14 protein-coding genes are annotated in these 22,076 nt (G+C 44.5%); 3 read left to right on the top strand and 11 right to left on the bottom strand.

What is annotated here, in order from left to right; translation table 11 throughout:
* Positions 1–170 precede the first annotated feature (170 nt).
* From ispF to RDV52_RS02445, 11 genes are all read right to left on the bottom strand, one after another.
* Entirely contained in the window at positions 171–647 is a 477-nt protein-coding gene (gene ispF / locus RDV52_RS02395) for a 2-C-methyl-D-erythritol 2,4-cyclodiphosphate synthase (RefSeq protein WP_004363976.1), read from the bottom strand.
* Positions 648–694: 47 nt separating this feature from the next.
* Positions 695–1,861, bottom strand: coding sequence for a type IX secretion system outer membrane channel protein PorV (gene porV, locus RDV52_RS02400; RefSeq protein WP_036881912.1), 1,167 nt, complete (start codon positions 1,859–1,861; stop codon positions 695–697).
* An 87-nt stretch (positions 1,862–1,948) separates the two neighbouring features.
* Positions 1,949–5,494, bottom strand: coding sequence for a type IX secretion system sortase PorU (gene porU, locus RDV52_RS02405; RefSeq protein ID WP_004367324.1), 3,546 nt, complete (start codon positions 5,492–5,494; stop codon positions 1,949–1,951).
* A gap of 42 nt (positions 5,495–5,536) precedes the next feature.
* Positions 5,537–6,154, bottom strand: coding sequence for a fumarylacetoacetate hydrolase family protein (locus tag RDV52_RS02410; RefSeq protein WP_004367323.1), 618 nt, complete (start codon positions 6,152–6,154; stop codon positions 5,537–5,539).
* A 717-nt stretch (positions 6,155–6,871) separates the two neighbouring features.
* Positions 6,872–7,870 carry a translation elongation factor Ts gene (gene tsf / locus RDV52_RS02415; RefSeq protein WP_004367321.1) on the bottom strand — a complete coding sequence of 333 codons (999 nt, stop codon included), beginning with the start codon at positions 7,868–7,870 and terminating at the stop codon, positions 6,872–6,874.
* 112 nt (positions 7,871–7,982) lie between these two features.
* On the bottom strand, positions 7,983–8,804 hold the full coding sequence (gene rpsB, locus RDV52_RS02420; RefSeq protein WP_004363966.1) for a 30S ribosomal protein S2: 822 nt from the start codon (positions 8,802–8,804) through the stop codon (positions 7,983–7,985).
* A gap of 206 nt (positions 8,805–9,010) precedes the next feature.
* Positions 9,011–9,397, bottom strand: a complete 387-nt coding sequence (gene rpsI / locus RDV52_RS02425; RefSeq protein WP_004367320.1) for a 30S ribosomal protein S9 — start codon at positions 9,395–9,397, stop codon at positions 9,011–9,013.
* Positions 9,398–9,411: 14 nt separating this feature from the next.
* Positions 9,412–9,876 (bottom strand): 50S ribosomal protein L13, encoded by a 465-nt coding sequence (gene rplM / locus RDV52_RS02430; protein ID WP_004363964.1) that lies wholly within the window; start codon positions 9,874–9,876, stop codon positions 9,412–9,414.
* Positions 9,877–10,164: 288 nt separating this feature from the next.
* Positions 10,165–12,762, bottom strand: a complete 2,598-nt coding sequence (locus RDV52_RS02435; protein ID WP_004367318.1) for a DUF3943 domain-containing protein — start codon at positions 12,760–12,762, stop codon at positions 10,165–10,167.
* A 590-nt stretch (positions 12,763–13,352) separates the two neighbouring features.
* Entirely contained in the window at positions 13,353–14,690 is a 1,338-nt protein-coding gene (locus tag RDV52_RS02440; RefSeq protein ID WP_004367317.1) for an MFS transporter, read from the bottom strand.
* Between the two features lie 52 nt (positions 14,691–14,742).
* The gene (locus RDV52_RS02445) at positions 14,743–15,771 is read right to left on the bottom strand and encodes a LacI family DNA-binding transcriptional regulator (RefSeq protein WP_004362981.1); all 1,029 of its coding nucleotides are present in this window, start codon (positions 15,769–15,771) and stop codon (positions 14,743–14,745) included.
* Between the two features lie 293 nt (positions 15,772–16,064).
* On the opposite strand from RDV52_RS02445, the gene RDV52_RS02450 reads away from it, so the two are divergent.
* Genes RDV52_RS02450 through RDV52_RS02460 form a run of 3 tightly spaced genes read left to right on the top strand, consistent with a single transcriptional unit; the run spans position 16,065 to position 22,060 of the window.
* Complete coding sequence (locus RDV52_RS02450; protein ID WP_004367315.1) at positions 16,065–19,151, top strand: SusC/RagA family TonB-linked outer membrane protein; 3,087 nt, start codon at positions 16,065–16,067, stop codon at positions 19,149–19,151.
* Positions 19,152–19,174: 23 nt separating this feature from the next.
* A complete protein-coding gene (locus RDV52_RS02455) occupies positions 19,175–20,818 on the top strand; it encodes a RagB/SusD family nutrient uptake outer membrane protein (protein ID WP_004362983.1) in 1,644 nt (547 codons plus the stop codon).
* A gap of 57 nt (positions 20,819–20,875) precedes the next feature.
* Entirely contained in the window at positions 20,876–22,060 is a 1,185-nt protein-coding gene (locus RDV52_RS02460; protein WP_004367314.1) for a SusF/SusE family outer membrane protein, read from the top strand.
* Positions 22,061–22,076 lie beyond the last annotated feature (16 nt).

Raw genomic sequence — 22,076 nt, forward strand, 5'->3', positions numbered from 1 at the left:
ACCTGTAGGGCACGGGTGTCGGACTCGTGGGGCACGAGTGTCGGACCCGTGGGGCACGGAAGTACATTTCGTTGATTTTGACAGTTAAGGCTCTAATTTAACAGTTGTTCAGTAATAGTGCTTTAAATGGTAATTAGAGGCAGGAACAACAGACAAGGGAACGTATAAGTTTAGGCTTTCTCAATCAGGCAAACGGCATAGACTGCCATACCTTCTTCTCTGCCAACGAAGCCCATTCGCTCTGAAGTGGTGGCTTTGATGGATATTGCATCTTCGTCGCAACCAATAATCTCTGCCATACAAGCTTTCATGGCAGGTATGTGTGGATTAATCTTCGGACGTTCGGCACACACCGTAGCATCTATGTTTCCTACACGATAGCCCTTTGTTGCTATCAGCTCTATGGTCTTGTGCAGTATCACCTTCGAGTCCATATCCAAGGTCTCGTCAGCCGTATCGGGAAAGTGGTAGCCAATGTCGCGCATGTTTGCTGCTCCCAACAGGGCGTCGCAAACAGCATGCAGCAACACATCGGCATCGCTATGACCCAGCAAACCAAGCGCGTGGTCTATCTTTATACCACCCAAATAGAGTGGACGACCTTCTACAAGTTTATGGACATCGTAGCCCATTCCTACTCTTATCATATTCAGAAACGTTTGCGAGGAAGTTTCCTTCCTCGCAGCATTAAGTGTTACTTTCTATTAAACAAGTCTTTTATTCCGTCCATGTCGAACGTTAAAGTGAAACGCAAGGTCTGGTCGAGCGGATTGCTCTTTGCCGTCGCAATCACGTAGCCGGCATCGAGAGAGAAGACGCTCATCTTGAAACCTGCACCCACTGTGAAGTACTTTCGGTTACCTTTATTCTCACTTTCGTTGTGGTAACCGGCACGCAACGAGAACTTGTCGTTATACACATATTCTGCTCCAACGCTCCAGTTTACCTCCTGAAGTTCTTCTTTTGCACCACCCGGAGCATCGCTAAAGCTCTTGAAGATACCCGAAATAGACGACACATCGTAGTATTCCTTCTGCAAACGGTCCTGATAATCTACTTCCGACTCATCTGAACGACGTTGTGGATAGGTAGGAACAAGCAGCTTGTTGGCATCGGCTGCAATGGTGAAGCGGTTGAATTCGTCGACAGGAATCATCAGCGATGCACCCAGACGCAAGTTGGTAGGAATAAACTCGGAACGATTATCTCCACCAAACGTAATCTTGGAACCAATGTTTGAGATGTTCAGACCCAAGCCCAACTGGCATTCGCGACTGCCTATATTAATATAGTTCTGATAGTAAGCCGAGATATCGGCAGCAAAAGCAGACCCCGGTGAAGTCTCTTCGTTAAAGTCGTAAGTAAGGTCAGAGTATATCCAACGCACAGCAGCACCCAACGAGAACTTCTCGCTCAGCATTAGCGAGTACGCTACATCGGCTGAAAGTTCGTAAGGTTTGATGGTCATGGCAGCTGAACCGTTAGCTGTTACTTCACCCAAAGAGAAGTAACGCAAGGACCCTGATACGGCGCTGTAGTCGCCAATACGGTAATAGCCCGAAAGATAAGCCAAGTCCATATCGTTCACCAACTGTCGCAGCCAAGGCGTATAGTTCAGAGAAATACCTGCACGCGATATTGTAAACGGATATTTAGCTGGGTTCCAATACTGCGAATTTACGTCAGGGTCGGTAGCTGCCCCCACGTCTCCCATACCAGCGGCACGGGCATCTGGTGCAATCATCTGCGAAGTAACGGCATGGTTTACTGGGTTGAAGATGTCTTTCTTGTCCTGCGCCATCGCTGCAGAAGCAATCCATGCAAGCAAGAACAGACTCAATATTCTATACGACTTGTTCATTCTTTCTGTATTCTTATCTGTTTGTTTGTACAATAATCTCAGGTTCATTCCGAACATTTAATCTATCACACAAACGTACATAAAGTCTTATTTATTGTTTATTACGATTAGTTTCTTTGCTTTCGACTCTTTCACGGCACCACCGCAACCTATCCGAACACGATAGAGATAAACTCCCGTCTGCAGACGTGCTCCAGAATTTATGGTTAGGTCCCAGTTCTTGGTGTAAGCGTTGCCCGATGAGATTCCACTTTCTTTGTGTCGCCACAACAAACGCCCCGACATATCAAGCACTTCCAACTCTACGTCTACATTGGAACCAACATAATTGTGGGTTACAATGAACGTTGTTTCTGTCTTGGCAGGGTTGTTCGTGCAGCTCACATCTTCTATGTCAGGAGCCATTCTTTTGTCTACCGTGAAGTCGAGTGTGGCAGTAGAAGGATTGTTGAGAATGTCCCAGGCACGGAACTTCAGCTGATGTCGCCCTTCAGACAGTTCAGGAATACTGAAGAAAGTTGTACCCTTCGTGTAGCTGCCAAAGTCGAAACGGAAGTTATCGTTAAGGTTGTAGGTGCGCATCATGTCGCCATCTATAATCAATTGCATATCGTGCCCAACTCCGTTGCCTGCTGCATTGATGCCATTGGCGTCGGTTACCTGAGCCACAAAATAAGGTGTGCTGCTCACCTTGCCACCATTTACAAACGATGGCGTGTTGAGATAACAATAGATGGAAGGACCTATGGAGTCGTTGCTCACCTGCTCTGAGCCGTTAATACTGAACCTGTCTTCTGCACCATTCGCCAGTAAAGTATGGTCGTTGCTTACTGCATAGACATTTATAAGACCAGTGCCATTGGTATAATTAAGGTCGCGGGGAACGGCAAAAGTGAACCTAAATTCACCATTGCGAACACTGTCGGAACCATTATAGAGTACTTTCTGGCGGTCGTAGTAGCGGAATGGAATGTCCGTAGTCTCTTCCTGTCCTTTGCAAGTTATCAGTTCTCGGGTGTCGCGCACGGTAGCAGACATCAGCCCATTGAAGTTTTCCACCTTCGTTGCATTCCTTTCGATGTGTCCTTTCACCGTGGCAATGGCACCGCCTTTCAGTTCAATCTGACCTGAATTGCTGATTGCGATACCATCAATTGAGTCGATTACAACGTCCAAAGTGGGCAAATTAAGCGACAAGGCTGGGTCGCCCAACAACGAGTATTGCAGCTTGTTGAGTGTCTGGTCCTGCCCAGTGCTTATCATATCTATTTTTGCCAGGCGTTGCGCTTCGCCCAGTGTGGTTGGCTTACCTTCCTTAAAGCTCAGCACATGTTTCAAGAAAGCCGTGTTAATATGTTTGTTGTAACTCGCATATACGGTTCGGGTAGTTCCCCAGAAAGCCACCGATCCACCCTTCTTGTTCAACATTGCCTCTTCTCCGATGGTTGCAATCGTTCCATCGAAAGGCATAATGTCGCAGCTTGCCGTAATCCAAAGCGGCAGATGGGCATTGGTAAAGTTTTGGAAATCGGTAATGCGCAGCACGGCTTCGTGCGATATCTGTATTTCAGAACCGTGCCCGGCATAGTCCATTATGAGCGCACCTTGTGCCTGTTGCTGCTTTATGACAGAGCTTACTTCGGGATATGTAAAGCCCGTAGAGGTACCAATGCGGGTATAAGCGTCCCACATAACTTTCTTTACCAAATAGTTTGGATAGGCCGTCATGATGGTTTCAGCTGTTTCATTGACGTCTTTCATGTGGAGATTGTTGTTCCCATCGTCGCCCATAAACATAATAACGTTCTGCCAATCACCTGCATTCTTATCGGTTGCATAGTTGATGGTTTTGTCTACCACAGTCTGTGCATCGGTAACTGTAGTTACTGGAAAACGTCCAACACCTATATCTTCCTTGTCAATATTGGACTGATTAACGCCCTCTCCCTCGTCCATAAGCGTGTACCACCCATCGTTTATATAGCAATCGGTCAAGCTGAAAGAGTTGTTGCTTTCGTAAGCGAGCAGGTAATCGTCAGCATTTAGATGCCTGCATTCGGGTGTTACCATTCGGTTATCCCATACACAATCGCCAAAAAGCAGGAGCGACTTCGGTATTTCGGCTTCGGTCTTAGCACGGTCGTATAGCATTTTCATGTAACGGCGATACGCCATGGCGTCGGGAGTACCACTCGAGAACTCGTTGAATATTTCGTCGGCAGGCACAATGCGTACCTTCATTCCGTCGTGCTGTTCGTGGAAACTTGCCAAACGTTGTGCTTGCTTCAGCAGCTTCTGACTGGTTGGAATGATAATAACAAGGTCTACGGGGATGTGGCTGTGTAAGTCTTGATTGGTAATGTTGTGCACATATTCAGGAACAGGGAAAGTTCCTTCTGCCAAGTTCGGGGCAGAACGAGGCTTATCGTAGGTCATTGATACATAATCCAAGCGTGCAGGCCCTCCTGACAGCGTGGTTATCTTTATAGAATCGACATCGTTCTGTCCAGCCAAAGTGTATATTCGTTCAACCTCTGCACCAAAGTCGAACTCGCCAGTGTACAGCTTTAGTTCGTCTTTCTTTGCGCCATTCACCTCTACTTGCACTGTTGTCCGTCCCTTTCCTGCCGAAACACCGATGGCAAAAGTACGGTTGGTTGCTTTCGTTTCGTTTTTGAATGTGTAGGTTTGCGACTTTCCAAGGGGAATAGGAGTATTCTCAAAAAAGCGTCGTCCACCCGGAAACCAACTGTAATTCTCCACTTCGTGCAGGCTATGATAGTCGTCAGCGGTTGGATATACCGATGCGAGAAAAGCGTCGGCATCTATCGTCAAGGGGGCTTCCGTGCTTTCGGTAATGAAGTAATACCCATAGTTGGAATAATGGTTGCGTGTGCGAACCACTGCCGTATTGCTGTCCCAACTTACCGGTCCACGACCATAAAAGAGGCGTTTACCACCAATAAGGCAGCTTGGAACTTCCTTTAAATCGTCAAACTCCTTCAAATAAGCCGACGATATTTTTTCGTTTTGCAGATTACCACCATATCCATAGATGCGCACTTTGCTTAAATCGGAGAAGCCTGCACGGCGCACGACATCGGCAGTAAGATTGTAAATACCATTGGCAGGTACACGAATTTTAGCCCATTTGCCTGATGACAGCACAGAATGAGCAGCATAAAGTTGCGTGCTGCCTGTTGATGCAGCACGATTGGCACGGACTTGGCGAGCATTGCGAGGCTTTGAAGTAAGCGCAATCATAAAGCTAACCAAGAACTGCTTCTTGCCATTGCGCTCCACAATGGGAACGAGCGAAAACTCAAGAATGCCTTTTTTGCGTTCCACTACCATTTGCTGTTGTATCTCGGGCAAAGTCGGAAGCGGTGCACCCGACAACGCATTGTAATGCGCAATGTCCGCAGAACTCATATCAAGAAACTCAGGATAGCGTATTTCTAATTGGTAAACGGAGTCCGCATAGTTTTCGCCGATAGGAATGGCATAGGTGAAATGCGGAAGCAAAGAGTCTATCGTAACATCTTCAACCGTAAGATTGAAGAAACGTTGTTTTTGTGCGTGCGCCGAAACAGCAAGCAACAAAAGCAAAAAACCTAATATTTTACGTTTCATTCGTGTCGTTGTTTGAGGTTGAAGATGGGTTCTCCAACGTCGTTATTTACAATTAAAGTCGAGGACTTTCCTATCCTCAACATAACCTTCCAAGTGGTCGTTTATAGCCACAGATGCACAACCAGCAGGGCAACCTGTGTAGATTATGTCGCCCGTCTTCAGCGTGAAGTACCTGCTGATGTAGCTGACAATCTCGTCTACCTTATAAAGCATATCGCTCGTGCAGCCTTCCTGCACGGTCTTACCGTTGATGTCGAGGTGGAAATGAATACGCTGAATGTCCAAAAACTTATCTTTATCCACCCAACTGCCCAATGCTGCAGCACCATCGAAACTCTTTGAAAGCTCCCAAGGCAGTCCCTGTTCCTTCAGTTTCTTCTGCAAATCGCGCGCTGTAAAGTCTATTCCAACCGTTACGGCATCGTAGTAACGGTGGGCAAATCGCTCGGGAATGGTTTTCCCTAACCGACAGATACGCACCACCAATTCGGTTTCGTACTCTATTCGTCCTAAGTCATCGGGAATAAAGAAAGGTTTGCTGTCCTTCAATAACGACGAGTCAGCCTTCAAGAATACTACAGGTTGTTCTGTCTTATTCAACGTTCCGTGTAGCGATTTATTGTGCTCGGAATAGTTCATTCCTATTGCAAATATCTTCATTTCTAATTCGTTTGCGATTTTTTAACTTATATATAATAAACAAAGTGTAAAGCATTGGCACACCGATAGGCACCTCTTTATTTTGCAAACTTACATAAAATTTTCGTAACCGAACCGTGATAAGATAAAAAATACATACTCCCCTACTTCCTCTACCCCATATTTTTCTCTCACAAGTTTTCCTTTGGAAAGTTGCCAAGAAACTGTTCAGCAGAACTCTTGACAGTGGTATTTTACTCCCATTCGCTCAAGGCTGATTTCTCCAAAAACTCCCTTCAATTTGTAAAGATAATTTTATTGAAAAGCTATGATTTCAATTTGGCATTGCGAAAGCGGCTGTTTTTTATAGCAAAACCTACGCTTTTACTGTGCAAAACAGCCGCTTTTGGAACGCAAAACAATAGGTTTTGCAACGCATTGATAATAAAGGGATTATGTGATAGTTATGCTTGTGAAAAATATTTACAGCTTTTCTTATCCCTTTCCGACTATAAAACAAGGAATAAAAGAGAAAAGAAAATAGCAGGTAAAGCATTCTTATGCTTAAAAAGATTTCAATATACAATGTGCTTTATTATATTTCTACCACTCCGAAGAAGCATCTTCAATAGAAATAAAGAACAGGCGCATAGATACGAAAAAAGGAATCGCAAGAGTAAAAACTTCTTGGATTCCTTTTCTATATGTTTATAGAGGTATTACTTCTACATACTGTGCTTATTCGGCAGAGAGTGTGAAACGCTTGTAAGCAACCACTGCAAGATCTTTGTCTTGGCTCTTCAGCCAGTCAGCAACATTCATCTTGTCGCCATCTGAGAACTGGAATTCTTGATCTACAAGGCAGTTATCCTTGAAGAACTTGTTGAGACGACCCTTAGCAATGTTCTGAATCATATTCTCGTTCAGGTTTGCTGCTTTCTCTGCACCAACTGTCTTCTTAATCTCTATAGCCTTGTCTGCATCTTCGCGCGTAAGCCAACCCTTGTTAATATTAGACTCAATGTGTTCTTCGCTATCAACTAAGTTAGCGTTGATGCCTGCCTTCTTAATGGCAGCAACAACAGCTTTCTCAACCTGTTCCTCTTTTGTTTTCTGAATAGCGACCTTGTATTCTTCGTCCTTAACCTCTTGTGGAACAGATGCTTCGTCCAAAGCTACCGGCTTCATGGCAGCAACTTGCATTGCAACTTTGTGTCCGGCTTCTTCGTTTTTCTTATTAAGCTGAACGATAGTAGCAAGAGTATGTTTGCCCATATGGTCGTAAACAGAGAGGTTTTCGCCTTCTATAAAGTTGTAACCATCAAGTTCCATCTTCTCACCCGTGATGCCGGAACGTTGCTGAACAGTAGCAGCAGCATCTTCGCCGTTAGCCAACTTCAAGCCCTTAACTTCGTCAAGAGACTTAGCCTTTGCAGCGACTGCAGCATCAAGAATCTCTTGTACCATAGCGATGAAGTCCTTACCGTTTGCAACAAAGTCGGTTTCACACTTCACAGCAATCATCGCAGCAAAGCCATCAACAGCCTTTACAAGCACGCAACCATTTGAAGTTTCACGGTCTGAACGCTTTGCAGCAATAGCCAATCCACGTTCGCGAAGTATTTCTTTTGCTTTATCGAAATTGCCTTCAGCCTCGTTGAGTGCATTCTTCACGTCAGCAAGACCTGCGCCAGTCATGGCACGCAGCTTCTTTATATCTTCAATTGATACAGCCATTTTTTCTTTTTCCTTTCAATTTATGGTTAAAAATATAGGCGTTGAGGAGCGTTAATGGACTAATATCAAGTCCACAAGCGTTCACCAACGCCCATCTTATATAATCTAATAATTATTCTGCAGCAGGAGCTTCTTCCTCTTTAGCTGGTGCTTGTTCGGTAGTAGCCTTGCGTGCAGCACGCTTTGGTTTTGCTTCGGCTGCCTCTTCAGCTTGTTCAGCAGCAGCCTTTTCATCGGCTTTCTCTATCTTGCGCTCTTCAAGACCTTCTGCAATAGCAGCACAGCAAGCACCAAGAATAACCTCTACAGAGTCCTTTGCATCGTCGTTAGCAGGAATAACATAATCAATATTCTTCGGATCAGAGTTTGTATCAACGATACCAAACACTGGGATACCCAGACGATTAGCTTCCTTAACGGCGATGTGCTCTTTCATAACATCTACTACAAAGAGCGCTGAAGGCAGACGAGTAAGGTCTGAGATAGAGCCCAAGTTCTTCTCTAACTTTGCGCGTTGGCGTGAAATCTGGAGAATTTCGCGCTTAGAAAGGTTAGAGAATGTACCATCATTCATCAATCTATCGATGTTCGCCATTTTCTTAATTGCCTTACGAATGGTAGGGAAGTTGGTAAGCATACCACCTGCCCAACGCTCGTTTACGTATGGCATATTAACCGATGCTGCTTTTTCTGCAACAACGTCCTTAGACTGTTTTTTAGTAGCAACGAACAAAATCTTCTTTCCGCTCTTGGCGATGCCTTTGAGAACCTCGGCAGCTTCGTCAATTTTAGCTACGGTTTTGTGAAGGTCGATGATGTGGATACCATTGCGTTCCATATAGATATATGGCTTCATAGCTGGGTTCCACTTACGATGGAGGTGTCCGAAGTGACAACCTGCCTGCAATAATTGGTCAAAATTTGTTCTTGACATGTCTCTTTTCTTTTTGTTTTTGTTTACTTTCCTTTTAATTCTTTCTTAACGAATGAGCTTCGTCCGGCTCGTTAGAATCAACCAATGAGTAGTTCCCGATTTTGAAATCTCACTGATTTAGATACTAAACTCAAGCGCATTCCCATACTGCTGAAAACGCAGAACAAACCTTTTGCCCACGTTCCACAATATGTATGGCAGTGTGATTAACGCTTGCTGAACTGGAAGTGAGCACGTGCCTTTGGCTGTCCTGGCTTCTTACGCTCAACCGCACGGCTATCGCGTGTCAGGAATCCGTGGTCCTTCAAATTCTTCTTATCTTCAGGATTAATCTCAACAAGTGCGCGTGCAATAGCAAGGCGGAGTGCCTGACTCTGACCTGTGAAGCCACCACCGTAGAGATTTACCTTTATGTCGTACTGACCTTCTACACCGAGCAACTGCAATGGTTGTTTGACAACGTACTGCAAAATAGCTGATGGGAAATATTCAGTAATATCTTTCTTGTTGATTGTAATCTTGCCTGTACCTTCTGAAAGGTATATACGAGCAACAGCGCTCTTGCGGCGTCCAATTGTATTTATTACTTCCATCTTTTTCGCCTATTCTATTTATACTGGTTAATGTCTATTGACTTTGGCTTCTGTGCCTCGAGTCCGTTCAGCTCTGAACCCTCAAATACATAAAGGTTGTTAAGTAAATGACGACCGAGAATACCTTTTGGCAACATGCCTTTAACAGCATGGCGCACTATTTTCTCTACACCATTCTTCTTTGTACGAAGTTGCGCAGGTGTGTTGAAGCGTTGTCCACCTGGGTAACCAGTATAGTGCGTGTAAACCTTGTCAGTTTCTTTCTTGCCCGTAAATCTTACTTTATCGGCATTGATAATGATTACATTGTCTCCGCAATCAACGTGTGGAGTAAAAGTTGGCTTATACTTTCCGCGAAGCAATTTAGCGACTTTAGAGCAGAAACGACCAACAACCTGGTCGGTAGCGTCTACTACTACCCACTCTTTCTTAGCTGTTTCCTTGTTTACGGAAATAGTCTTATAACTTAAAGTATCCATTTTTAATTTTAAAATTTTACTACTAAAAAACGTTTTTAATGCTTGCCCGTCGGATTCACTAACCACGCAGCCTGGCCAAAAGCAGCGCTATTAACACACAACGTGCTGAGGGCTCTAAGTTCACCCTCGGAATAATCGGTCTGCAAAATTACTCATTTTTTATTGGTTACAAAGTGTATAACTCTGCGAAAGTCTGCTTATTAATTATTATTAACATAATAAACAATATATAACATAGTGTATGTTGCAATTATATTGGCAGCTTTACGCTTCTAAAGAGGAGAGTTCTCAGAAGTGATAGGTCAGGCCAAAATTCACTTCGAATGTCTCTGCGTGTACCTTTTTATATGCATAGTATCTTGTATTTCTTATATAATAAGACCCAGAAAGCATTACGCTCATACGCTTATTGAAGTCGAATTCCCATATCGGATTTATCACGAGCAGGTCTGCATTTCCTTTATCTCCTTGTGCATTCAGGTATAGCGGGTCTACAGCCTCGAGCTTTTCTTTATTGTATCCCTTCCATGTATAGAGGTGATAGAAGTCTGAATGTACGATGAAACGTCCGAATTTATGAAATTCCATAAGGGTTTTTGTTTTCACCGAAAACCCTGAACCCATACTATAATCACGGTCTATTACATTGTAATAATCGCTTTTGGTACCACCCAACAATATTCCTGAAAGGAAAACACGTTGTTCCAATCGTGTTAAACCTCCCATGTTCTGAAACGAAATGAGCACACCAGGTCCAACACTGGCAGCTTCAGAAATTCTATAAGGTATTTGTTTGCTCCCTCGTTTCACCGGATCGGAATCGTAATAATTAAAGAACTGGAACAAGCCAAGTTGTGCCTTGAAGTTTTTCCCACTGAAAACAGGTGCTCCCCACAGGCGTCCCAATATGTGAATGGCGTTTATCAATGGTTGCTCGCCCACCAATCCGAACATTGCTTCCAACGAAAAGAAATCGTAAGGCTTGGTAGTCAATTCGTTCAAAGGGTCGCCATATTCCAGGAAGATGTTAAGAAATGCGTTGTAATCTCCCCTGAACATTGCTCCGTTATCGGCTAAATAGCGTATTCCTGACGATATAGACAGGTCTATGGGCAGTTTTTCATAATCATGATATTTATGATATTCGTTCCTCACGCGCCATGCCTTGCCGGTTATCAGCCTGTTGAAGCCGCCCATCGGGTTGATGAGTGTGGCACCAAATTCTCTAAGAAATCTGCGAAAACCCCTGCTACTGTCGTTCAATAACAGGCTCGAGATGCGGTGCGTTAGCTCTCCGAAGCAGATACCGCCCATGGTTGTTGCCATGACATCGTTTATTGCGGGTGGCTCAACCTCGCCCATGAATTCCCACATTAGCGAGCCTCCTAAGGCGTAGGGAGCCGATTGCCAGAACGAAAGATTATTTGAGCGTGCTGCATTATAGTACAAGCTGCCATGATAAGGGTGAGCAAACAAATTGGTAGAAAACTTATCGTTGTCCCAAACAAAGCCATTCTTAAAATTGTTTATTATGCTCTTGAAGTTTACTTTTGCAAATTCATAGTGTAGGGCAAACCTGTCTATGCCATGTACAAAGGCATTTATCCCCGTTACTTCGGCTGCTGCAGTCCATGGTCTGCGCCGTTTTGTCGGGTCATTGCAGGCAAATTGAATGTTGTAGCGATACAATGCAGAATCGTTTGCAAGCAATGTCTTGTAGCGTTCTGCCATTGTCTGTTCGGTTTTTCCTATTGTTCCTCCATATGACTGTGTTCTTTCTGGCTTAAAGCGCATCACCAATCCCGCTTCCAAAAGTACCTTGTTCCTGTAGAGTCTATTGTGTCCGTAATAGCGAGTTGTACCCCAGCCGGTTGAAACAAAGGCTCCCAACTTCTTATGGATACGGAAATCTAAGTTTACACGTCCCTGTAACGAGTATAACCTGCTTGGCTTATTGGAGGTCTCTTTCTCGAATGATTCTATGTGCGAAAAGCCAACGTCGCTACTCAGCATCCATTTACGCGTTCGCTTTATATAGCGTCCTAACCTATAGGACAGCACTCCGGAAAAGTCGTTATCGAGCCCATGGTAGTGCGTGCCTACCGAAAACAACGAGTAGGTGTTCTTGTTTCTAAAGCGTAAAGCTGCGTTTAGCAGTGCAACATCGCTCCAATAAGCCAATATGTCAATCTTCGTTTCCGGACCGATGTTCACTAAACCAATCTTGTGCGCCACCGTGTCACGACTGTAATTAACTATGCCAAACTGCAAGCCCTTTGGTTGTTGTAATGCAATATTCACCAAACCAATCTGTAATCCTCGTAGCGTGTCAGCATAATTGTAGCTTCCCAACTGCATGCCTCGCATGGTCCGCGATGCTATATTAGCCAGTCCGCCTATCTGGACTCCCCCTTTCACTCCCATGGAAATGTTTGTAAAAGCACTTAATTGCAGCCCTCTAAATTTCGATTCAGCTATATTGACAAATCCCGAAAGCTGTACTCCGTGTATGTTTCGTGCAACATTAGAGATTCCAGCCAGCTGCAAACCACGCATCTTGCCGCCTATAATGTTCATTCCGAACGCTGCCTGCACGCCATCAACACGCCCGCTGCCTGCCGTTAATAGTCCTGCAATGCTCACACCTTTCAGTTTTCTCTCCGTAATACTGCTGATTCCACCAATCTGTAGTCCGTGTAGTGTGTCTGTCGCGGCAAATATTCCAAGGTTAAAGCTTCGCCATCTCAGCGAATCCGGTGTACTATGCCCTATGCCTAAGCCCCAATTCTTAAAATGGCGTTGGTATGTTTGCCCGTTTGTCTGTGCGTACGTAGAGAGTGTCGTTACCAAGAACAGAAGTGCAATTACCCATATTCTTTCACCCATTCTAATGCAACGAGATTGTATATTTTGCCTCATACATTAATAAACAATTTATAATGAGCTTACGATAGCAATACTTTTAGTTATAAACTTTTGTGCAAAGATAATGAAAGAAATGTAAAAAAACAAAGTATGAATAGAACTTTGATGGAATAATATGAACTCTGACGAAATCAGGATTAGAGCAATTTTGTCAGCCCATAGTCTGCGAAGAGTAGGCTTGCAGCATGCAAATTGTGTAAGAAAATATCATGCTGATGTAACATCTTAGCTCTTAGCAATTTACAAAAGGTATGTTTTTACACGACAGAACAGGCTCTTCTGCAGCTCCAAACCCACCCTTTTACAATCCAAAACAGTGGTTCTTGCAATCCAAAACAGTTTTTACCGTTTTGTTCTTGAAGTATTTTTACAAAACAAGAGCTATACTGCGTTTTAGAAACCATGGGGGAATAGAAAGTCTATGGAGCATGGGAATTTTAGGAAACATGGAAGCAACAGAACTTCCCATGTACTACAGGGTTTCCATAGTACACAGGAATTCTATGGCTTCCATGCGTTCTATAGGTTCTATAAAACCTCGTTCAAGTAGGCTAAGCCTTTTGTTTGTCTTTAATAATAGTAACCGATAGTGCACCAGCAGCAAGGGCAACACCAGCCACAATCATCATGTTGCTCTGCACAGAACCTACAAGGTGCAAGATAGTCCCGCCAAGAGCAGCTGCAATAATCTGTGGAATACAGATGGTTCCGTTGAACAAACCAAGGTAGGCTCCCATGTGTCCGTAGCCTTCCAGCGCATTCGTTACGAAGGTAAAAGGCATAGCCAGAATGGCAGCCCAGGCGCAACCAATAAGCAAGAACGGGAAGAACATAATGTGTTGGTCGTAAACAAACGAAGTCATAACAAATCCAACGCCACCCAACAGGAGCGAGAAGCCATACGCAAACTTACGGTTCTTGAACATAGGCAGCACCACAGCCCAGAGCACCGAGCCTATTGCCTGCACAGCAAACAATATTCCTACCCAGTCGCCGGCTTTCTGATAGTTTAGTGTTGCCGTGGCATTGGCTGCGTCCATGTCCACACCAAAGCAGTTGGCTGCTACTGTTCCAGGAGTGTAGGTCCACATAAACAAGAAAGCAAACCAGGAAAAGAACTGTGCCAGACCAACTTTCCAGAAAGTGGCAGGAGCATTTTTCAACAAATGTATCCAGTTGCTTTTCGATTCTTTTTCGTTTGTATTCAGGTTGTGATACTCTGCATATTCCTTCGGAGGCATCTCTTTCACCTTTAGCGTAGTGTAGAGAACGCAAAGAATAAGGATTGCAGCTCCGGCGTAGAAAGAGTAAATCACCGAGTCGGGAATAACTCCCTTAGGTGCTTCGATAGATATTCCGATGGCAGTAAGCAAGTACGGAAACACATAGCCAACCAGCGAACCTGCATTGCAAAGAAAACTTTGAATAGAGTAAGCCAGGCCTTTTTGCTTTTCGTTTACCTCGTCGCCCACAAGCATTTTAAAGGGTTGCATCGCCATGTTGATGCTCGTATCGAGGAACATAAGCGAGATTAAGCCGAACGTCATGGCTGTAGACACAGCCATACCGAACGAACCTGCATTGGGTAAAAGGCACATAACGATGACCGCAACAAGAGCACCTATAAATAAATAAGGTATACGGCGACCAAAGCGAGTCCATGTTCTGTCAGACAAAGTTCCTACAACCGGTTGCACGATAATACCCATCAGCGGTGGTAAAATCCAGAAATAGCTCAGGCTGTGTGGGTCTGCGCCTAATGTAGCGAATATGCGTGAGATGTTGGCACTCTGCAAAGAGTAGGCTATTTGCACGCCAAAAAAACCGAAACTGAGGTTCCATAGTTGCCAGAAGCTCTTGTCTGGGCGAGTCTTTAATTCATTATTCATAGTTTAAAAAGTGTTAGTTGCAGTTTGTTTATAGTTGATCTGTATATTTAACTTATCGTGTTGTTCCTCTAATAATAAGTCTTGTACGCACAATGCGCTTCTCTACCGAATTGAAAGGCAATGCTCCTTCCACCTTATCAATCAATATACTCGCAGCCTCTTCCCCCACGCGCAAGCCGCGCTGTTCTACGGTTGTCAGCATCGGATCGCACGATACGGCACGTATACCATTGGTGAAGCCACAGATAGATATGTCTTCAGGAATGCGATAGCCCAATCGTTTGCACGAATAAAGCACGCCAAGGGCAGTCTCATCGTTCACTGCAAAAAAAGCATCGGGTGGATTTTGAAGAATCAGGAGGTCGGGAGTAATCGATTCAGCATCGCTACGGTTATCGCACATCCGTATTAATTGCTCGTCGGGCTGTATGCCGTGCTTCAGCAAAGCATCGCGATAACCGTTGTAACGGTTCTTTCCTATTTCCAAGTTCATCGACAATCCGTAATACGCAATGCGTTTACAGCCCGTATTAATAAGGTAGTTGACGGCAGAGAATGCTCCCATGTAATCGTCGATGACCACACGGCTGGCATTCACGCCAATACTTACACGGTCGTAGAAAACAAGTGGAACATGCTGGTCTACAAGGAATTGGAAATGGTCGAACTTGGTTGTGCTCTTGGCTTGCGACACAATCACACCGCAAACCTTATTTTCGTAAAACGATTTACATATCTTTACTTCGCGCTCGTAGTTCTCGTTGCTTTGTGCAACCATTAGCTGATAACCACGCGCAGAAGCCTCTTCTTCAATCCCTGCTAATATAGACGAAAAATAGAAGTGCGTAAATTGTGGTACTATGACACCGATAACCTTCAACGGTTGCACTTTACTTTTGCGCAAAGCCTCGGCTATAAGGTTCGGAGTAAAGTTCTGTTCACGTGCATAACGCTTTATTTCTTCCCGTTTCTCTGCCGAAATACGAGGGCTATCCTTTAGTGCACGCGATACAGTAGCAACAGAAACACCCAATTCCCGTGCTATATCTTTCATCGTTACATTAGCCCTTTTCATTATCATTTTGTGGGACTTGTTTTCTTCTTTTATTATTTCTATGGCAAAAATACATATTTTTACATTGTTGCTTGATACAAGTCAAGAAATTATTTCCATATTAACAATGCAAACGTTTGCACATTTTAATTTATGTTTTTAACGACCAAAAAGTGCTAATACGAAATTAACAGATTATCTTTGCAGTACTAATTTCTATATAAAAGGTAGAAAAGATGCCGTATTGGGGTATTACAAAGATAATTATTCAAGTTACATCAAGGATAAAATTTACTCAATATTAATACTTTAACAACAAAATGATGAAGCAGGTAAAATGCAAAATCTCTGTCAGGATACTGACGCTTATCGTCGGTCTATTCCTGTCTGTCAGTGCCTTTGCACAATCAACAATCAAAGGTATTGTGAAAGATTCTTCCGGCGAACCAATCATTAGCGCATCGGTTCTTATCACAGGAACCCACGACGGTGTGCAGACTGACCTCGACGGAAACTTTGAATTGAATGTAGCACCAGGCACTCAATTAACCATTTCCTACATCGGTTACATTAAGCAACAAGTAGCTGCAAAGAACGGTATGGTAGTTGTTCTGCAGCCAGAAGATGCACAACAGATGCAAGAAGTAGTTGTCATCGGTTACGGTTCGGTGAAGAAGAGCGACCTTACAGGCTCGGTTCTCGCAATGAAACCAGACTCAAAGAACAAAGGTCTCGTTGTAAACGCACAGGACATGATGCAAGGCAAGATGGCTGGTGTGAATGTAACGGGCGAGGGCGGTATCCCTGGCGGCGGTGCAAAAATTCGTATTCGTGGTGGTTCTTCGCTGAACGCATCTAACGATCCGCTTATCGTTATTGATGGTGTGGCATTGGATAACACGGGTATAAAAGGTATGTCGAACCCACTCTCTATGGTAAACCCACAAGACATTGAAAGCTTCAACGTCTTGAAAGATGCTTCTGCAACAGCTATTTACGGCTCTCGTGGTTCTAACGGTGTTATCATCATCACCACAAAGAAAGGACATGTCAATCAACCGCTCGCAGTTTCATACGCCGGTAGCGTAACTGCAAGCGTCAAGAGAAAGACCATTGACGTGATGAATGGCGACGAGTATAGAAAGTTTATTACTGATATGTTTGGTGCAGGAAGCAAGCAAGTGGCTGCACTTGGCAAGGCTAACACCAATTGGCAGAATGAAATTTATCGCACGGCATGGGCACAAGACCACAACATAACCATTACCGGTTCTGTTGGCGACAAGGCTAATTCTATGCCTTTCCGTGTTTCTGCAGGTTACACAAACAATCAAGGTATTGTGAAAACCTCAAGCTTTGAACGTTACACAGCAGCCGTAAACCTAAGCCCATCACTCTTGAACAATCACCTGAACATGAATTTGAATGTGAAAGGAATGTTTGCAAAGAACCGTTTTGCTGATGGTGCTGCAATCGGTGCTGCCGTATCTTTCGACCCAACTCAAAGTGTTTACGACTATACATCGGCTGATGCCGCTAACTTTGGCAACTACTTTGAATGGCGTGGCATAGGTCTCGCCCCGAGCGAAGACCCAACATGGCCAACTACTTTGAATACTTTGGCAACAAAGAACCCTGTAGCTATATTGAATTTGAAGAACGACCGCTCTCGCAGCCGCGACGTAATTGCAAATGCAGAATTTGACTATAAAGTCCACGGATTTGAAGATTTGCGCCTGCATGTTACTGCCGGTGCCGACATTGCACAAGGACAGCAGGACACAGACATTGCACCTACTTCTCCATTAGCATCTTATTATGGGTACAATGGCTGGAGCAGACAGTTGAAGCGCAATCTCACTTTCAACACTTACGCACAGTATTATCACGACTTTAAGGACGCTGCAAAGAACCACTTCGATATTATGGCAGGTTACGAGTGGCAACACTTCTGGAAAAAAGACAAGAGCCGCGCTATACAATACTATCCTTCTACCAACTCAAAGGCAGGACAGGTTTATAAAGACAGTGGTAAAGACTACAACGGCGATGGCATTTTGGAAGATTTTGTATATCCTACAGAAAACTATCTTGTATCATTCTTCGGTCGTTCAAACTGGAGTTTGATGGACCGTTACTATGTTACTGCAACCTTCCGTGCAGATGGTGCATCACGTTTCAAAAAGCATTGGGCTTACTTCCCTTCATTCGCCTTTGCTTGGAAAGTAAAGGACGAAAACAAATTCCGCGACATTAAATGGTTGAGCGACTTGAAACTCCGCTTAGGTTGGGGTATGACAGGTCAGCAGGAAGGTATCGGCGACTACAACTACTTCGACATTTATCAGACAGGTAGTGGTTCAAACAACTTTTATCCAATAACAGACGACGGGACTGTAGTTCGTCCACAAGCTGTAAATAAAGATTTAACTTGGGAAACAACTACAACTTACAACGTTGGTCTCGACTGGGGTATCCTCAACCAACGCCTCACCGGTAGCGTTGACTGGTACTACCGTAAGACCACAGACCTCTTGAATAACAGTGTAACTGTTTCTGCCGGTTCCAACTTCCGCAACCAAGTTCCTTCTAATATCGGTTCGTTAAAGAATACCGGTGTTGAAGTTGCCTTGCGCTGGAGAGCTATTGAGACCAAGGACTGGTATTGGACTATTGACTATAACTTCACATATAACAAGAACGAAATTACCGACCTTACAGGTGGTAAGGATCCTAACTTTGTTGTTGCAACAGGAGGAATATCAGCAGGTACTGGCGGCAATGCACAGGCACACGCTGTAGGGCACCCAGCTTCTTCTTTCTACGTTTATCAGCAAATTTATGATAAGAATGGCAAACCAATCGAAGGAGCAGTTGTAGACAGAAACGGTGATGGACAAATTACCCCTGCCGACAAGTACTTCTACAAGAGTCCGATGGCTCCTGTTACAATGGGACTTGCTTCTCGTTTAGAGTATAAGAACTGGGACTTCGGTTTCTCTCTCCGTGCAAATATCGGCAACTACGTGTTCAACGATTTGATGGCTGGACAAGCTAATGTTTCTCCTGCTGCTGTATGGGCATCATCTGAATTCTTGTCAAACCGTCCAATAGAATCAATTAAAGACAATTGGCAAACAGGTAATGATAAAACTGTTCTTTCAGACCGTTGGGTACAGAATGCCTCATTCTTGAAACTCGATAACATTACATTGGGTTATAGCTTTGCCGACCTCTTCAAGACTGGTGGCTGGCATGGTTTGAGCGGACGCGTGTATGGTACTGCTTCTAACATTCTCACCCTTACTAAATATAAAGGTATAGACCCTGAAGTATTCAGCGGTATCGACAAAAACCCCTACCCTCGCCCAATGTCATTCATTGTAGGTCTTAATCTAAACTTCTAATTTATCACAAAAAGTCAATAACAATGAAACGATATATTAAGAAATTAGCTCCTGTAGCAGCATTGCTGCTTACACTGAGCATCACTTCTTGTGTAAAGGACTTGGACGTTACGCCAATCGATCCAAACCTTCAAACAAAGATTAATCCAAACCATTTGTTCAACAAATGCTATGCAAACTTCGCATTGGCAGGGAACAAAGGTCCTGATGACCCTAACGGGGATTGTGATATTGATGGTCTTGACGGAGGTACAACAGGTTTCATCAGACAGTTATTCAATTCTAACGAACTCACAACTGACGAAGCCATCTGCAACTGGACACAAGACGAAGGTGTCACGGATTTCAACTCTAATAGCTATGGTAGCTCTAACCCTATGCTTAAAGGTTTTTACTATCGCCTCTACTTCGGTGTAACCATCTGCAACCAATACATCAACAACTTTGGCGATGTGGACAAGCAGAAGACGGCAGAGGTGCGCTTTATCCGTGCACTCGACTACTACTTCTTAATGGACGCATTCGGCAATGTTCCTTTCACAGAAGTAATATCAGCCAAATCAGCTCCACAATATTCACGCAAGCAAGTATACGACTATATTGAAAAGGAACTCTTGGCTATAGAACCAGACTTAATGGAACCAAAGGCTAAAACATCTTCCGACCCAAATTATGGTCGTGTAGACAAGGCTGCAGTATGGATGTTGCTCTCTCGCCTCTACTTGAATGCAGAGGTTTATACTGGTACGGCACAATGGCAGAAGGCTGCCGACTATGCCAAGCGAGTAATCAATTCACCTTATCACCTCTACACTGGGGCTACAGTAAATGGCTGGACTGCTTACCAGCAGCTCTTCATGGGTGATAATGGCGAAAACGGTGCATCTGTTGAAGCTGTCTTCCCTGTTCTCCAAGATGGCAAGCGCACTGCAGCTTACGGTGGTACAGTATTCTTGATTAATGCTTGCTACGACAAGACCGCGACTGTAAATAGCAATGGTACTGCTGGCTGCAACCTCTACGAGAATGCAAACTGGGCAGGTGTTCGTGCCCGCAAGGATCTTATCGACAAATTCTTCCCCAACAACAATGCACCTTCGGTTACCGGAGCTGTCATGCCGCATGAAGCGGGCGACGACCGCGCATTGTTCGACGGTGTAGGCAGAACGATTACACAGAACACTTCGGCAGACCTTTCTGTATTTACAAAGGGCTTCGCAGTAGTTAAGTACAACAACTTCTACTCAACCGGGGCAAGCGCAAAAGACCTCCGTTACGCCGACACTGACTTCTTCATGTTCCGTGTTGCAGAGGCTTATCTTACCTATGCAGAAGCTACTGCTCGCTTGAATGGTGGTCAGACTACCACGGAAGGTACAGACCTTATCAACAAACTCCACATTCGTGCTCATGCGGCACCAAGAACAACGGGTGCTTATACGCTCAACGACATTCTCAACGAGTGGTGCAAAGAGTTCTACTTTGAAGGTCGCCGCCGTGTAGACTTGATTCGTTTCAACAAGTTTGGCGGTAACGTAAACTACAACTGGGCTTGGAAAGGTGGTGAACGCAACGGACGCAACTTTGCTGCAATACGCAACGTCTTCGCTATTCCAAACAGCGATATGATTGTAAACCATAACTTGAAACAGAACCCAGGCTATTAAGATTATACAAGTTGAGGGGGCGACTCCTCAACTTTCACAACTCAAAAGATAAGAATTATGACAAAGATATTAAAGTCAGCATTGCTGCTTCTCTGCGCTGTTTGTTTCCTTACAGCGTGCAGCGATGACAACGACGAGAACCCAGTGGTAAAGACGCCAACCACTTTCCACCTGAATACGCCTGCACTTGCGGCTAATGGTATTTACGACTTGGCAAATTCTAAAACCATAGAGCTTACTTGCTCGCAACCAGACTATGGCTATCCTGCCGTAACAAAATATACGGTAGAGGTTGCAACCAGCGCAGACATGTCTGACGCAAGGACTATGGCAACAACCTTTACAACAGCCAAGATGGAAGTAGACGCTGCCGAACTGGCAAGCTTGCTTACCGAAATGTATGTTGCAAAAGGCATGAGCGAACATCAGTTCCCTCTCACAGCTCCTGTCTATATTCGTGCAAAGGCTGTCCAGACTACTGCCTACGGACAGGAAATCGAAGGTACGTCAATTGCATCTAACGTTATTACTTTAAACAAGGTGTACTTGCTCTTCTCGCTTCCTCCTGTGAAGACACCGGAGAAGCTATATCTTGTCGGCAACTTCAACAAGTGGTCGTGGGACAATGCGCTGGAGATGACACCTGTCAACGGCTCACCTAACATCTTCTGGCATCTTGTTTACATTGATGGACAGGGCAACAGTGCAGGTGTGAAGTTCAACAGCGACAAGGCATGGAACGGCAAAGAGGCTGGTTTCGAAAAGATTACGATTAACCCTGCAAGCGATAATGCTGCCGATATTACCAATGCCAATGGCAACATTGGCTCTTCCAAGGCAGGCTGGTACCTGATGATTGTAGAGTGCACCGTAGTGGGTCGCGACATCAAGTACAACGTAACCTTCAACAAGCCTAACGTTTACTTGCAAGGTGCATGTACCGCATCAGGTGGCTGGGACCTTATCCCGGACAACCTGTTCTCTGTTCCTGCAACAGCCGACGGCGAGTTTGTTTCTCCAGCCATAGGCAATGCCGTGTCTGGTGGTCCTTCAGACGGCGACCCGGGTGTACGTATCTGCGTGAAGATACCTGGCATGGACTGGTGGAGGTCCGAGTTCATCGTCTACGACAAGAAGATTGCTTACCGCGGAACAGGTGGCGACCAGACACCACGTGTTGCAGGTGCAGTAGGTCAGAAGGTTTACTTGAACTTCACAAAGGAAACCGGCGAAATAAAATAACAACTTATTATCACAG

This window comes from Prevotella nigrescens, assembly GCF_031191185.1.
In the GTDB taxonomy this organism is placed as follows: Bacteria; Bacteroidota; Bacteroidia; order Bacteroidales; family Bacteroidaceae; genus Prevotella; species Prevotella nigrescens.

What these genes read in the sequence shown, in the direction of transcription:
- RDV52_RS02455 (WP_004362983.1), top strand. Translation starts at nt 19,175, where the DNA reads ATGAAACGATATATTAAGAAATTAGCTCCTGTAGCAGCATTGCTGCTT.
- ispF (WP_004363976.1), bottom strand. Translation starts at nt 647, where the DNA reads ATGATAAGAGTAGGAATGGGCTACGATGTCCATAAACTTGTAGAAGGT.
- rplM (WP_004363964.1), bottom strand. Translation starts at nt 9,876, where the DNA reads ATGGATACTTTAAGTTATAAGACTATTTCCGTAAACAAGGAAACAGCT.
- RDV52_RS02445 (WP_004362981.1), bottom strand. Translation starts at nt 15,771, where the DNA reads ATGATAATGAAAAGGGCTAATGTAACGATGAAAGATATAGCACGGGAA.
- rpsB (WP_004363966.1), bottom strand. Translation starts at nt 8,804, where the DNA reads ATGTCAAGAACAAATTTTGACCAATTATTGCAGGCAGGTTGTCACTTC.
- porU (WP_004367324.1), bottom strand. Translation starts at nt 5,494, where the DNA reads ATGAAACGTAAAATATTAGGTTTTTTGCTTTTGTTGCTTGCTGTTTCG.
- porV (WP_036881912.1), bottom strand. Translation starts at nt 1,861, where the DNA reads ATGAACAAGTCGTATAGAATATTGAGTCTGTTCTTGCTTGCATGGATT.
- RDV52_RS02460 (WP_004367314.1), top strand. Translation starts at nt 20,876, where the DNA reads ATGACAAAGATATTAAAGTCAGCATTGCTGCTTCTCTGCGCTGTTTGT.
- RDV52_RS02435 (WP_004367318.1), bottom strand. Translation starts at nt 12,762, where the DNA reads ATGGGTGAAAGAATATGGGTAATTGCACTTCTGTTCTTGGTAACGACA.
- RDV52_RS02440 (WP_004367317.1), bottom strand. Translation starts at nt 14,690, where the DNA reads ATGAATAATGAATTAAAGACTCGCCCAGACAAGAGCTTCTGGCAACTA.
- RDV52_RS02410 (WP_004367323.1), bottom strand. Translation starts at nt 6,154, where the DNA reads ATGAAGATATTTGCAATAGGAATGAACTATTCCGAGCACAATAAATCG.
- rpsI (WP_004367320.1), bottom strand. Translation starts at nt 9,397, where the DNA reads ATGGAAGTAATAAATACAATTGGACGCCGCAAGAGCGCTGTTGCTCGT.
- tsf (WP_004367321.1), bottom strand. Translation starts at nt 7,870, where the DNA reads ATGGCTGTATCAATTGAAGATATAAAGAAGCTGCGTGCCATGACTGGC.
- RDV52_RS02450 (WP_004367315.1), top strand. Translation starts at nt 16,065, where the DNA reads ATGATGAAGCAGGTAAAATGCAAAATCTCTGTCAGGATACTGACGCTT.